Below are 14,151 nucleotides of genomic sequence, written 5' to 3' on the forward strand. Positions count from 1 at the left end.
TCACACCTGGGCCGGGATCAGCGTGGCCCGCAGCTGAGCGTCAACGGCGTTGGCGTACCACGATCCTGAGCCGGACTCGCGGATCGCGGTGACGTACAGGGTGGTCGCGGTTGCCGGCGCGGTGCGGCCGAGCGCGCCGTCCGGGGTGGCCGCGTACCCGGATTGTCCGGACGCCTGCGAGCTGTAGTGGGCGTCGATGATGCACGGCCCGTTCGTGATCGCGAGTCCCTTCGCCACGATCGGCCCGGTCGTCGGGTCACCGAGGCGCACAACGATCGCGACCTGCGCCGACGAGAGGACGTTCTGGCCGACGCGGACGTGGCCACTCACGTCGACCTGGTAGGCCCAGTCGAGGGCGGGCAGTGCCATGGTCGAGATGAGTTGCGACGCATTCGATCCGGAGTAGGCGGTGAACGCGGACTCGGGTTGGGTGTAGCGCATCACCCGTGGCAGTGCCTGCGCCGACAGAGGTCCGGCCGGTTTGAATCGGCCGGCCGTCGCGTCCCACACGATGAGGTCGCCCTGGTCGCGAGTCACGCTGTCGTCGAACAGCTGCCACGGTCCTGGCCCACCCTGCGGACCCGGCACGCCGGGCACCTTGAAGTGCAGGTGAGGGGCCTCGACGCTGCCGGTCACGACGACGTCGAACGGGTCGGCCTCGTCGACGAGCTCACCGGTCACGGTGATGTCCGGTGTCGGACCGACGAGGCCCGGCCCGAACGCGTTGACCATGTACTTCCACTCGACGCCGGTCCAGTAGGCGACGTCGGCGGTGCCGTCACCGTCGTTGATGACGTAGGCCTTGCCCTTGTCCGAGGTGACGAACGATGTCGGCAGCTCGGCCGTGGAGGTCAGGGATGGGAACTGCCAGCGGAATGGTTCGGCCGCGGTACCGGGGTCGCCCGGGTCTCCCTTGAGGACGGGGATGCCGAGGGCGGCGTCGGTGCCGACGACCGAGAGCTGTGCCTGCTGCAGGGGCGGTTCGCCGGGCGGGGTGGACAGCCCGTACACCTTCGCCTTGAGCAGCAGGTCGCCCAGGAACTCGCCGAGTTCAGCCATGTCGTCGTTCCTCCATCCGGTCGATGCGGTCGTTCACGTCGCGGCGGTGTGCGCGAGCCTCGACCCGGTCCTGCTGCACGTCTTCGCGCAGAGCGCGCAACTCGCGCGCGATGTCGGAGGTCGTCGAGGTGAGACTGTCGATCGTCGAGGCGAGGCCGTCGATGTCCTCACGCAGTGGTGTGGGGTGGCCGTTCTGCACGTTGTCGCGGACGATGTGCGTGAGCTGGTTCGTGCGGTGCGATTTGACCGCGTTGTAGGCGGTGCCGATCGCGGTGGCCAGGATGCTGGAACCGACGAGCATCCACACGATGAACTCGAACCAGGAGTCGATGTTCGCGGGCCCGCTCACTCGCCGGCTCTCCGATGCCGGCCGCCGCGTGCGGCGACAAGGTCAGCGGCCTGCTCGACGCGGTCGATACCGCGCGGGGTCAACCCGTTGCGTGTCTGCAGCACGCCGAGGGTGGTGAGGATCGCGATCGCCGAGGCGATGCCGGTCTGCACCTGGGCGGGGACGTCGACGCCGTTGGTGACGAGCAGCCACAGGATCATGGTGGTCGCCCCGACGCCGGCGGTGACGGCGTTGGCGAACCGTCTCCACCACGGTTGCTCCTGCATCAGCTCGCGGAGCTGTGCGACGACCTCGGACTCAGGGATGGGAGTGATCATGGGTTCGCGCTCCTGTCAGATCTTCACCGCGCCGGACGGATGCCAGGCGTAGGAGTTGTGCTCGAAGTGCTGTACCTGGCCGCCGTCGTAGTCGCTCTCGTCGGCGAGGGCGTGACCGGACGGGCCAGCCTCGAAACCCTCTGCGGCCCACCGAGCGCCGATCTTTCCGTGGACAACGACGCCGCGCGGGTCACCGCCACCCCGGACGTAGAGGATGCCGCGTTGGAAGGCCTGCACACCATCGGTGTCGGAGAGTCGGGTGAAGTCGCGGACCGGGTATCCGAGGTCGCCGACGGACTGCTCCCAGCCGCGGGCCTCGTACGCCTCGAACAGGCCGCCGCGCGGCACGCTGTAGGCGCGGACGCCGAGGGAGTTCTTCGGCAGATCCGGATGCCAGTACACCGAGCCCCGCTCGAAGTGGGCGTAGCGTCCGACGCCGTCCTCACATCTCCCTTCGCCCTGGGTGATTCGCTTGCCGAGCCAGGTGTCGCGGGCGGCGACGACGTCGATCTCGGGGCGGGGCGCGAGGATTGCCGCCCACGTCTTCGGACCGATGAACCCGTCGGGCAGCAGACCAGGGGTGCGGGCCTGCACGGTCTTGGTGGCGGCGGCGGTGAGTTCGTCGTAGACACCGGATGCGGGAACGCCGAGCGCGATCTGGATGCGGCGGAGCCCGGCCTGCCAGTCGGAGCTCTCGCCGAAGCGGCACGAGATCATCCAGTCGGGGCCGGTGGCCCACCCGTACACGTAGCCATCCGGGAGTGGGAAGGCGTTCGGGTCGACCGGTCCGACGGTGAACGGCAGGTACCACCAGTCGCCGAACAGGGAGTCGTTCCAGGCGCGGGCCGAGTCGGCGACGACGTGACCGGAGCGGCCTCGGTAGAGGCCGCGGGACTCGAAGTTCAGTCCGTCGATCGTCGAGGAGACGTGGCTGTTCTCGCCGCCGCCGCCGTGGAGGAATCCCATCTTGAGGACCGCGGCGGCGGGGACCTCGGACTTGGACTTGGCGTGGACCATACCGAGGACCGCGGCCGGGGCGGTTGCGGTCGCACCGTACTGGCCGGGCCGGTTGAAGTTCTCGGTCGAGCCGTACCGCTGGTTGACCTTGAGGCCCAGCAGGGATGCGGCACCGGCGCACGCGAACCACGAGCAGTCGCCGCCGGGGTTGCCGGAGCCGCCGTAGTGGTAGGGCAGGCCGTCCTTGGTCCAGATGTAGGCCTTGGTCTGGTCGACCTTGGTGCGCGAGATCGTCTGCATGAGTGCCTCTCTCAGTTGGCTGGATGGTCGGTGGCGTCGAACGCGGCGAGCTGATCGCGGAGGAACTCGCGTTCCTCGGCGGTCATCTGCGCCGGGTCTGGGGTGGTGACCTCGGGTGGGTCGGGGGTGTCGATCGGCACCCACAGTCCGGTGTTGCCGGCCTGGTGGTGGCCGCGTGGCGGTGGCCACCACTTGACGGCGCGGGGTGCGGTCTTGCGGAGTCCGCACGCTTCGGCGTGGCGGGCGAGTCGGTCGCGCTGGTCGTCGTCGAGGTGCAGGGCCTGACCGTGCGGGAGGATCGGGACGTCGCGGAAGAACTCGGCGAACCGGTGGATCTCGGTGACACCGGCCGGCGGATTGGCACGCCAGTACTCACTCATCAGCTAGTGCTCCAGGAATAGTTTTCGGCCGATGTCTCGGAGCTCGTTGGCGTGCCGCCACAGCTGGGCGATCGGGTCCTCGTCGTCCTGGTCGTCACCGATCACCAGGGACAGCCGCAGTTCCTGACCGTCGTCGCGGCGATGGCGGACGTTGGTGATCTGGTCGACATAGACACTGCCGTCGGGCATCTCGAACATCACCCATCCGCCCTTACGGATGTGGACACCGAGCAGGTAGGGGAACCCGTCGACGACCTCGGCCTGGCGAACGATATGCGGGCGTGAGGCGTACCAGCCCTGCCGCAGGGCGAGCGCGGTGGCGATGCCGAATCCCGTGCCGCCCTCCGACACCCACACGTGGCGCAGGCAGAACCGGCCGGCCTTGCGTGCACGCGGCCGGTCCTCGACCTTCGCGAACGCGAGGACCACGTTGTCGAGCTGCCCCTGGTACAGGTTCCCCAGCCCGGGGATCCCCATGGAGAATCCGAGGTACTCGAGGGCGGTCGAGATCGCCAGCGCGATCCCCTGGTTCACCCACTCGGGGCTGCGGCCGCCGGTCCAGAAAACGGTGCCGGTGGACTTTTTCTTCGACACGCGTGTACCGACGAGCCCGGAGTACTCGCCGACGCGGTACAGCGGCCACGGCTGAGCCGGACCCAACCCGAGGAGATCACCGATCGGGGTCTGCGACGGCAACGGAGTGAGATCGTTCGGGTCGAGGATCGGGTGCACGATCTCGGTGATCAGGTCATCGCCGAGGTCCACGGCCAGCTGCACATACCCGTCGAGCAGGGTGCCGGTCAGTCCGGCCACACCCTCGCGGGCCTCGATGTCGATGATGATGCAGTTGCGGGTGAGCTCGAAGTACTGCGGGAACGGTTGCGGGTCGCCGACCAGCCATTGCTTGGCGACCGGCACGCACTGGGCGTCCTTGAGTCCCTGCTTCATTGCGGGCAACGCCATGTCCATGCGCCACGAGGTGATCGTCGGTTTCGTGCCGTCGCGCAGCGCGTTGAGCGGGGACACGATGATCGGCCACTGCCGCGGGTCGATGGCCTCCCGGTAGGCCTTGATCGACCACGGATTGTCCGGGAACCGCCACAGCGGCGCGTAGGTGACCGCGAGGTTCAGCAACCAGCTCAGCAGGTAGACGGAGCGGGTGTTGCCGGGGATTGCGAACAGGTGTGGCCACTGCACGAACACCGGCAGGATCGGGTTGGCCATCAGGATTTGGTGCTCCCAGTGCGCGAGCAAGGTCACCCACACCACCTCGACGATCTCGACGCCGTCCTCGTTGGTGGAGAGGTCGACGTTGAGTGCCTTGTAGGTGACCCGGTCGTCGTAGCCGTGGACCTCGACCGTCATGTGCAGGTCCTCGGCCGCCGGCAGCCAGTCGAAGGCGAAGTAGCCCTCGGGTGAGCGGTAGGGCACCTGTGTGGTGCCGCCGCCGACCTCCCACACCGGGTCCTCGCCCTCGGTGAAGATCTCGTTGCGGACCTCGAGGTTGATGTTCATATCGCCGTCCCACCAGCGGATGGTCGACTGCGCGAAATGCTGTGCCCGAGTTTGTTTCTCGACCTGCTTGAGTGCGGCGTAGGTGGCGTCGGGATCGAAGGTCATCGGATCAGCCCCACGGGTGGCGGTGTCGTTGCTCCAGTCGGAGCTGGCATTGCGCGGCGGTGCCGCCGTCGACGCGCACACCGAACACGTGCTCGCCTTCCTCGGTGACCGGGGTGGTGAACCCGCGCTGCAGCTCCTCCCATTTGTCCGAGTTGAGGGTCGACTGCAACTGGAAGGCGAGCGGGTGCGAGTCGGCCACCCACTCCTCCCCTGCTGCCATGCGTGGCAACGGATTCCACAACCCGGCCGGTGACTGCTGCAGCACCCAGTTCCCGGCGTTGCCCGTCCACTTCGGATAGGACGGCCGGTCACCGCGGTAGGCGATGCGCATCAGGCCGTTCCCGCTGCCGCCCTTGTTCGACCAGTCGGCGGTGAGAGTGCGGGACCGCCAGTCAGGGTCGTAGCCGACGAGCTTCCAGTTCCAGATCTGGGTGAGGGCGAGGGTCGGGTCCTCCTCGAACGGATCCGACAAGGCCTCGGCCTTACGGACCGGCATCCACCGTGGCCCCCACGGCAGGGTGGACACGACCAGCGGCGAGTCGTGGCTGTCGGAGAGCATCCGGTTGATCCGCCGGTTCCACCACTGCCACTCGATCGAGTCCCGCCCCTGGATGATCGTCGGCAGATCGATCTCGATCTTCTCGACGCGCACCGTCACCGGGATCGCGCCGGGCAGGCGCGCGGTCTTGATCTCGATCAGCGTGATCGGCGGCTCCCACAACCCGCCCACGCCCTCGAGGAGCTGTGCGCCGTGCACGTGCTGGCGAGGCCCGGATAGCTCGACGAAGTCGCCGGTGCCACGCCAGTCGTAGAGACGCACGATCGTGTCGTCGACGAGCCGAGTGCCGCGGTAGGTCATCGACGGACCGATCCCTTCCGTCCAACCCTGGTGATGCCCGCACCCTGGCGGACGATGTTGTCGTGGCGGCGTGCGCCACGGAAGAACGCGTCCACGTCGGAAGCCGGTCCCGCATAGCTGTATTGGGCTCCCTGATGGTGGTGTTCCTCGAGGACACGAGGCTCGGCCAGCGCGGTGGCGACACCGGCCTGACCACCTGCCGCACGCGCGGCGATCCCACCATCGGCGTGCATCTGCACCAGCTGGTAGCCGCGGCGGCGGGCCCACTCGGCACCGATCGCCACATGCTGCGGGTCATCGGTGTCCGGGATGAAAAACTCGTCGGCGACAGGCCGATCCCCCACCACCCGCCACGTCTGAGGGGCGACGATCGACGCCTTGTCCCCACGCATCGGATACAGGCCACCGTTGGCGTATCCGGCGGTCGTCGGCCACGGCGGCTGCCCGTCATACTGCTTGACCGAGTAGCGGGCCGATGCGACCGCGTTGGCGAGCACATTGAACGGATCGTCGGGCAGCTTCGGGTCACGGAACGCGGCGAACGTCGGCGGCTTCACCTGCATCCAGCCCTGCGGCGATCCGTCCGACGATCCCGGCCCGACCGCCTTCGGATCACCCTTGGACTCGATGTCACCCTGGGCGATCATCTTGTCCTTCCAGGTGCTGACCGTCATGCCTGCGATCCGCAGCGCCGCCGCCGCCTCCTTCTCCCACTGCTTCGCGCCGAGAGCCGGATCGTAGGGCGCGGAGTCGACCAGGCTGTAGGGGTCGGTGACCTCGGGCTGAGTCGAGATGTGCGACGACGCACCCCAGTTGTTGGTCTGGTTGGCCACGTCGGCATCCGAGGTGGACGACTTGGCGGTGGCCTTCTCCCGGTCGTAGGCCTGCTTCGCGTCGAGGTCGGCGCGGTCGTGCTGCTGCTTGAGCTCGAGGAGTTTGCGTTCGCGCTCGTTGGTGTCCTTGTTCTGAGCCTTGATCTCGGCCTGGTCGCGCTCGTACTGCTGTTTGCGGTCGAGCTTTTCGCGCTCGTACTTCTCCTTGAGGGCCTGCACGTCCACGTCGGACGCGGTGTCGGCGGTTGGGGCCTGCCCCTGCTCGTTGCGGTACCGCTCGGTGTTCTGCGCGATCGTCAGGGCCTGCCCGATCGTCGACTGTTCAGGGTTGGCGAGGATCGAGTTCTCCAGGCCGAACGTCTCCAGCAGACCACGTACGCCGATCTTCGCGGCCTCGGCCGCCACGTCCTCGAGCTTCGGCGGGGTCGGCGGCTCGATGTACTGCCGCTGATCGGAGGTGTCGTCGCCCTCGCCGGAGATGCGCGCCTGGTCTCGCCGGTTGGCGACAGCGTCTGGAATGTAGGGCGACGCCGAGTTCGTCGGCAGCGCCTCCTTCGTGGGCTGCGGATTGATCAGATTGATCGGCAGGTGGTAGCGGTGGCTGAACTGGCCGTCGAATGCGCCGGCCGCACCTCGTCCCCACCGCACCTGCGACGGCGACGAATTGCCGCCAGACTCGGTGTTCACCGGGCCCTGCGCGGTCATCACCGTCGCCGCCATGTGTTCCTGCGACGTGCCGACGGTGAGGAGATCCGAGCGCGACGCACCCGGCACCAGGCCCGCGGTCTGCCCACCCAACAGCGAGTAGGTGGTGAACAGACGGGCCAGCGGTTCACCCTTCGCCGCGGCGACCATCCACGACACCCACATCGAGCAGTCGCGGGCACCGGTAACATAGGGCAGGCCGTCGTTGGCCTTACCGACCTGCTCCGAACGCACAACACCGCCGAGCGCCAAACCTTGTGCGGGATGACGCATCCCGAGGATCGCGGCGACGAGCGGATTGTCTTCCTCGAGGAAGAACCGGTCCGACAACCCCGGCAGGTACTGCCCACGCAGGAGACCCGCACCACCAGAGGCGATCGCCGCCAGGTCCTTTCGCGCCGACGTCAGCGGCGAATCCTGCTGCCCGGCACGCCGAGACAACAGGAACTGCACCAACGGGTTGTCCTCTTCGATCCCCGCGTACGTCGCCCACGAACCGTCGTAGTCGCCGCGCTGCAGCATCGCGAGCAGGCCGCCGACGAGCGCGCCAGGCGCGCCGAGGTCCGGGCCGCGACGCATCGACGGGCTGCTCAGGTTGCGGCGCAGCTGCAGGATCGCGGCATGGCCGCCCGCGGCCTCAACCTGCTCGGGGGTGGCGAAGTGCTCACCGTTGGACAGCGCGACGCGCTGCATCGACCCGCCCGCAGACCGCCGTACCGGACGCGCCGGCTGGCCGGATGCCAGCGCCGCCAGAGCCATCCGGATTCCGTCATGTCCACCGGCAGCTTCGGTCTCGCGGGCGGTGAACACGTGCCCGCCGATCGGTGCCCACGTGCGGATCGAGTCCGACGTGCCCGTGCCCGGTCCACGGATCGCACCGTCGCGGCCGATGCCACCACCGACCGCATACCCGATCGGTCCGCCGGACGCACGACCTCCCCCTGTCCGCGGACCCGAGTCACCGGGGAACGCCGACCTGCCGGTGTTGTTCGCCGGTTGGGTGTAGCCGACATACCCACCGGTCACATCCCCCAAGACGACGTTGACCGTCTTCGTCTCGGGTTGCAGCAGTTGGTTGATCCTGGTGCGAGCGTCATCGGTGGACGCAATCACCTCTACCCGACCATCAGGCAGGGTGTTCACCGTGACGCCGATGTCCTGCAGTTTCGCCTTGGCGTCATCGGAGATCGACTCGACCTTGATCGCCACGTTGTTCGGCACGCCGTCGAGCCGGTTCTTGATCAGCGCGATCTCAGCGGTCGTCGCATCTGCGCCCGGGGCGAGGACCTGCACCAGCTTCTCAGGCGGCAGCAGATTCATCGACGCGAGCAGTCCGTCGACGTCGACACCGGCAGCGCGAGCAGCCTCGGCGGTCTTCATGAATCCGTCGTAGATCCCCTGGGAAGCAACGATTGCCGCCTGCTGCGCACCCTCCTGGCCCTGCCCGGTCTTCAGCGCATACTCGTAGGCGGCCTGTGCCGCCTGGTTCATCGAGTTCTTGACATCGCCGATCGACGAGGACAGCGCCCGGGTCGCCTCGGAGTCCACGCGGATACGTCCGGTGGACTCGTCGATGATCGCGCCGTACCCGCCGGCCGCGTCCGCCGCGGACTGCCACAGTCCGGGCAGCTTCTCGACCTCGGCGAGGCCCATACCGCGGGCCGCGTCGACGGCCTCGGCACCACCGGAGAGGATGTCGAGGGCCGACTTGAGCGCAGTCGCGCGGTCACCGGCGGTCGCGGTCTTGTCACCCAGGACGTCCATGGCGTCGGCGAGCTGACGGGCGGCGGGATCGGCCTTGAGGAGCGCTTCCTGCTGCGACAGCGCCTGCCGTTGCGCCTCCGAGAGGGACCCGTTGGCCTTGTCGACCTGCGAGCCGAGCTCAGCCGCGGACCGACCAGTGTCGTCGAGGCCCTTGCGGAAAGTGTCGATACCGAAGTTGCCGGCACCGGCGATCTCGACCTTCTCGATGGCATCCTTGTTGCCCCGCAACGCCTGGGTCAGCACATCGGCCGATACCCCTGCGCCCTCGAGGATGGACTTGTTCTGATTCCACGACTTCGACGCGGTCAGCGACGACTTGACCTGATCGTTCAGGGCGGCGTTCACCTGGTCGATGGCCTCGGCCTGGCCGGAGGCGGCCTGGGTGAACTGCTGTGCCGAGACGCCGAGGTCCTTGTTCTGCGCCAGGAGATCGTACGGATTGTTCGGGCCGAACTTCTTGTCCCGCAGCCCTTGCTCGACCTGCGCCACACCGGTCTGGCTGAGCGCACCAGTCTGGGCGTTGATCGACGCGGCCAGGCCATCGACCACCTGCTTATGCTCGGCGGCACGCTGCGCAGCCTCGGCCTGCTTCTGCGAGTACATCGAGAGGCCGATCGCCGCGGCGCCGAGAGCGAGGCCCATCGGCCCACCGAGGGCCGAGACCAGACCGCCCGCACCAACCTTCACTGCGGTCCCCGCACCGGCCGCAAGGCCGGCCGCAGTCGAGAATCGGGTCGCACCGGCCGCCGCGGTCGTGAACGACGACCCGATCCGGCCGAGACTCCCGCCCCGCTCGCCAAGCGCCTGCATCGTGCCAGCGAGACGACCGATCGGCTGACCAGCCGCCGCCGCCCCACGACGGACTGCGCCGACCTGATCGGTGAAGCCCCGCATCGCGGCGACCGAGGAGATCGTGGAGGTGCGGTAGGCGGCCTGGACCTGCTGCATCCGAGTCAGGCTCTGGCCGTATCGGTTCTGGGCGGCCATCGACTGGCCGTAGAGCGCGTTCTGGGTGCGCATCTCGCCGCCGAACTGCCGCAACGCCATCGCACCGTTCATGAACCGACCGCGCTGCGCCGCGTCACCGGCAGCGGCCGCCGACACCGCACGGGTCACCCGACCTCGAGCGAGAGCGAACGCCCCCATCGCGAGCGCCGCTGTCTGCACCGGTGCGGGCAACGCCGCGAACCCACTGACCGCGCCCTGCACCACACCGAGGACCGGCTTGAGCCCGGCGATCGCGAGCTGCCCGGTCTGCTTGGCTCCCTCCCCGGCGACAGTGAGGGCACCACCGGCACCGACCGCGTCCTCGCCGATATGGCGGAGATCCTGGCCGAGTGGCGTGAGCGCCGCGCCGAGCTCCCGGGCGGCGTTGGTCACCTGATCTGAGCCGATCCAGTCCGCCAGCGACGACAGCCGGTCCGCGCCGAACTGCGCGAGCGCAGTGACCGGGCCGCGGAGCAGCTCGTAGAGAGCGAGCTGCGCGGCCTCGGCACCGTTGGAGATCTTCTCCATCGCACCAGGGAGGCCGGCGTTCATCTCGGCAGCGAGCCTGGACGCGCCACCTTGCTCGCCGACCGCGGTCGTCATCTCGCGGAAGCTGGCCGCACCATCCTTGGCCGCGATCCCGGCCAAACGCATTGCATCGGAGCCGAAAAGGACCGCGCTCGCCTGGTTGAACTGCTCCTCGGTGAGGCTGCCCGAGGCGCGTTTGAGGTCGTCCATGATGGACCCGAGGCCCACGAACTTGCCCTGCGCGTCGTAGACGGTGACCCCGAGCTCTTCCATGGCCGCGGTCGCCGGCTTACCGGTGTCCTGCAGCGCGAGGAGCGTCGACTTGAGCAAGGTGCCGGCATCGGAGCCCTGGATACCGTTGTTGGCGAGGACACCGAGCGCGGCGGCGGTCTCGTCGAGAGTCATGTTGAACTGGGCGGCAACCGATCCCGACTGCTGCAGACCCTCGGCAATGTCGGTGATCTCCGACGACGACTTGTTCGCCGTGTTCGCCAGCACGTCGGCGACATGCTCGGCGTCGGTCGCCGACAACGAGAACGTCTGGATGGCCTGCGCCTGGATCTCGGCGGCCTGCCCCGCCTCGATCTGGGCGGCCGCAGCGAGGGCGAGGGAGCCACGCGCGGCGTCCATCGACTCCTGCACGCTAAGCCCGCCCTTGGCGAGCTCAAGCATGGCTTCGGCGGCAGTGCTCGCCGACGTCGCCGGCAACGCCATGTCGTTACCGAGCGCGCGAGCCTTGTCCGAGATCTGATCCATCTCGGACGCAGTCGCCCCCGACACACCCCGGATCTGGTTGAGGACCGAATCGAACTCCATGCCGAGCTGCACGACCTGCTGCAGCCCGGCGACGATGCCACCACCAGTGACCGCGGCCAGCATGGCGGCACCCACAGTCTTCGCGGCGTCCTCGGCGGACGCCATCATCCCGTCGAGTGCGTCGACGACGTCACTGTTGTTCAGGACGACGTCGATCTCAATCCGCCCACCGGGCATCGGGTTTCACCTCCTGGTCTGTGGTCACTGGGGTTGAACGGGGAACGCGCCGCCGAGCGCGGCCTGCATCGCCTGCAGGAACGCGCCACGGCCAACGGAATCCGATTCGGGTTTCGCGTCGGCGTCGTATCGCTCGACGAGCGCCTCGTAGCGGCGCATCGCTGCCGCATGCACCGGTGCCGGCCGGTGCGCGACAGGCCGGATGATCGGCATCGGCGGCGGCTGTTTGCGTGGCCGCGCCGCGGCCCGCTTCGCCTCGTCCGGGCTGGTCGTCCACTTCGTGTACTCGGCCTCGAGCCAGTAGTTGAGGACGTCGAGCATTCGGGCGGCATTCTCGTCGGCCTCGGTCCACGATGGCCGGAGATCGTCGATCAGCAGGACGACGTCCTGCCATGGCGAGGACCGCAGCTCGGCCCGCAGATCGAGTCCGTACTGGCGCCGGACTCTGGGGGTCAGAGCGCCCCAACCATCCCGGAGAGACTCCAGGTAGGTCAGAGCGCCAACGGGTTTCCCGCACGGTCGGTGAGTCCGGCCGTCTGGTTCATGAAGGCGTAGACGCGGCGGGCCTCAGGGATCGACCGGTCGGCGATTGCCGCGAGGAGTTCGTCGATCTTGTCGTGACATTCTGCGGGGATGATGATCGCGAGGAGCTTCCGGTTGCTCTCTTCGATCCCCTTGGGGTCGTCCGGGATCGTGCGCTGCAGATCCGACCACTCCCAGATGACCTCGGGCGGATAGTAGCGGTTGATCTCGAAGTCGATGCCGCGGAAGGTCACCGGGACCGGCGCGAGGGACGGCGAGCCCACCTGCAGCGAGTCCATCAGGTCCAGGCGCGCGGTGTCGTCGGTGGACGACGATTCTGTTTGTGGTGCAGCGGAAGCCGCCGTCGAATCCATGTCGGGTTCGGCGGCGGCTTTGCTGGACTTCTTGTTGCTCGGCATGCTCGGAGGTTCCTCTCAGATCTGGGTCAGGCCAGCGGGTCGTAGTTCGAGATCGGGATCATCGGCGAGATCGACAGGATCTCGAACTGGAACCCGTCGAGGTCGTCACCGGAGAAGGTGCGCGGGGGCGGGGTCGCCAGAGTCGCACGCTCGGAGTAGAAGCCGAACCGGTTGATCGAGGCGTTCGACGGGTCGCCGAGACGCCACAGCAGTGAGAACTCCTCCGCGCTGCCCTGCACCCACTTGTAGATGCCGGTGGTGCCGATCTGCTCGATGGAGCCGCCGCACAGTGCGGTGAGCACGGTCGCGGCGGTAAAGTCGACGGCCTTGAACTTGACCGTGTCCTCGCGAGCACCGCGCGACATCGCGTAGATGCTGTCGCGCTTGTTGAAGATCTTGTGCTTCTTGATGTCCTGGTCGGGGGTCTGCTCGAACCCTGCCTGCACACCGCCGTATGCCTTCCATGTCACCCCGGGCGCGGTCCCGGTGACGAGCGGCAGAGTGGCGGTGAACGGATCAGCCGGCAGCGCGGTCCCGGCCGGCGCGCGGAACGCGTCACCGTCCTGCCACACATAGGCCTTCGTGGAATCGGGGGTAGTGCTCACAGGGAGCCTCCTGTTCTGTGATTCGCCCACGGCTGTGAGCACGAGAGTTGGGGGACCCCGACCGGAGTGCCGAGCAACAACCCCGGCCGGGGCCAGATTCACCCGCCAAACGGGTGAAGTCCGTTGCGGCTCAGTTCGAGCCGAGAGTCATCACGACCTGGATGACCGCCCGATAGATCGGGTGGTTCGGTCCTCGGTCGGTGTCGACGAGAGTGACCGGGCCGTCATCCCAGGTGCCACGCCACGTCGCGCCGCGGTACTGGAATGACGGGCCCTGGCCCATGTAGCGACGCATGTCGAGGAGTTGCCCTGACAGGGATGCGATGTCCCAGGCGAGTTCCTCGGGGTCCTTGGGAGTCGGTGGGTCACCGTCGACGAGGATCTCGATCGGCGGCACCCACACCGAGATCATGAGACGCACCTTGTGCGCCAAGATGTTCTCGCGGTGATTGAGTCCGGCCTGGATCGTGACGACCGGCCGTTCGAGCGGGTCGGGCAGCTCCCGCGTGGTGACCAGCGACGGGTCAGCGCCGACGAGAGCGATGAAGTCCTCTTGCGACCGCAGGTACTCCCGGGCCGCGCCCGGCGCGAATGGCAGCGCCGGATGCAGCGTCGCCGGGATCGTGAAGGGAGTGGCCGCCATCAGTTGCGTCCCCACCCGGTGTATCGGCCGTAGGTGGCAGCCGCCGACGTCAGCGTGAGATGCGCCGGCCGCGATGACGTGCCGTACTCCTTGTAGATCGCGTCGGGGTCGTTGTCGACGATCATCACGTGCGATCCGTCGACGATCACCGACATGCCATCGCGGTAGGCCCCGGTCAGGATCGGCGCAGTGCTGCGGGCGTCGTCGGCGGCCTGGTGCGCGATCTCGGCGCGCTGCTCGGTCGACGACTCGTAGGCGTCCTTGGCGGCTTGTGCCCGGTTGAGGCTGGACCGTACAGACACCGACCCGCT

Annotated in this window: 13 protein-coding genes; all 13 read right to left on the bottom strand. The window is 68.0% G+C overall.

The window, feature by feature from the left end:
* Entirely contained in the window at positions 1–1,059 is a 1,059-nt protein-coding gene (locus tag Q9K23_RS03290; protein ID WP_020791920.1) for a hypothetical protein, read from the bottom strand.
* Positions 1,052–1,408 carry a DUF2746 domain-containing protein gene (locus Q9K23_RS03295; RefSeq protein ID WP_020791919.1) on the bottom strand — a complete coding sequence of 119 codons (357 nt, stop codon included), beginning with the start codon at positions 1,406–1,408 and terminating at the stop codon, positions 1,052–1,054. Before Q9K23_RS03295 ends, Q9K23_RS03290 begins: the two co-directional genes overlap by 8 nt.
* Complete coding sequence (locus Q9K23_RS03300; protein WP_053776139.1) at positions 1,405–1,725, bottom strand: hypothetical protein; 321 nt, start codon at positions 1,723–1,725, stop codon at positions 1,405–1,407. Before Q9K23_RS03300 ends, Q9K23_RS03295 begins: the two co-directional genes overlap by 4 nt.
* Before the next feature lie 15 nt (positions 1,726–1,740).
* The gene (locus Q9K23_RS03305) at positions 1,741–2,982 is read right to left on the bottom strand and encodes a hypothetical protein (protein ID WP_053776138.1); all 1,242 of its coding nucleotides are present in this window, start codon (positions 2,980–2,982) and stop codon (positions 1,741–1,743) included.
* An 11-nt stretch (positions 2,983–2,993) separates the two neighbouring features.
* The gene (locus Q9K23_RS03310; protein ID WP_053776137.1) at positions 2,994–3,362 is read right to left on the bottom strand and encodes a DUF2744 domain-containing protein; all 369 of its coding nucleotides are present in this window, start codon (positions 3,360–3,362) and stop codon (positions 2,994–2,996) included.
* A gap of 3 nt (positions 3,363–3,365) precedes the next feature.
* A complete protein-coding gene (locus tag Q9K23_RS03315) occupies positions 3,366–4,982 on the bottom strand; it encodes a hypothetical protein (protein WP_020789408.1) in 1,617 nt (538 codons plus the stop codon).
* 4 nt (positions 4,983–4,986) lie between these two features.
* Positions 4,987–5,841, bottom strand: a complete 855-nt coding sequence (locus tag Q9K23_RS03320) for a hypothetical protein (protein WP_020789407.1) — start codon at positions 5,839–5,841, stop codon at positions 4,987–4,989.
* On the bottom strand, positions 5,838–11,651 hold the full coding sequence (locus Q9K23_RS03325) for a phage tail tape measure protein (RefSeq protein ID WP_053776135.1): 5,814 nt from the start codon (positions 11,649–11,651) through the stop codon (positions 5,838–5,840). Before Q9K23_RS03325 ends, Q9K23_RS03320 begins: the two co-directional genes overlap by 4 nt.
* A gap of 24 nt (positions 11,652–11,675) precedes the next feature.
* Positions 11,676–11,972: a hypothetical protein gene (locus Q9K23_RS03330; RefSeq protein WP_053776134.1), complete on the bottom strand. Its 297-nt coding sequence runs from the start codon at positions 11,970–11,972 to the stop codon at positions 11,676–11,678.
* Positions 11,973–12,142: 170 nt separating this feature from the next.
* Complete coding sequence (locus tag Q9K23_RS03335) at positions 12,143–12,592, bottom strand: hypothetical protein (protein WP_020790789.1); 450 nt, start codon at positions 12,590–12,592, stop codon at positions 12,143–12,145.
* Between the two features lie 26 nt (positions 12,593–12,618).
* Entirely contained in the window at positions 12,619–13,197 is a 579-nt protein-coding gene (locus Q9K23_RS03340; RefSeq protein WP_020790787.1) for a hypothetical protein, read from the bottom strand.
* 130 nt (positions 13,198–13,327) lie between these two features.
* Entirely contained in the window at positions 13,328–13,840 is a 513-nt protein-coding gene (locus Q9K23_RS03345) for a hypothetical protein (RefSeq protein WP_020790790.1), read from the bottom strand.
* Complete coding sequence (locus Q9K23_RS03350) at positions 13,840–14,142, bottom strand: hypothetical protein (protein ID WP_053776154.1); 303 nt, start codon at positions 14,140–14,142, stop codon at positions 13,840–13,842. The genes Q9K23_RS03345 and Q9K23_RS03350 overlap by 1 nt, the downstream gene beginning before the upstream one ends.
* Positions 14,143–14,151 lie beyond the last annotated feature (9 nt).

The sequence above is a fragment of the Gordonia sp. NB41Y genome, assembly GCF_030718915.1.
Taxonomy (GTDB): domain Bacteria; phylum Actinomycetota; class Actinomycetes; order Mycobacteriales; family Mycobacteriaceae; genus Gordonia; species Gordonia desulfuricans.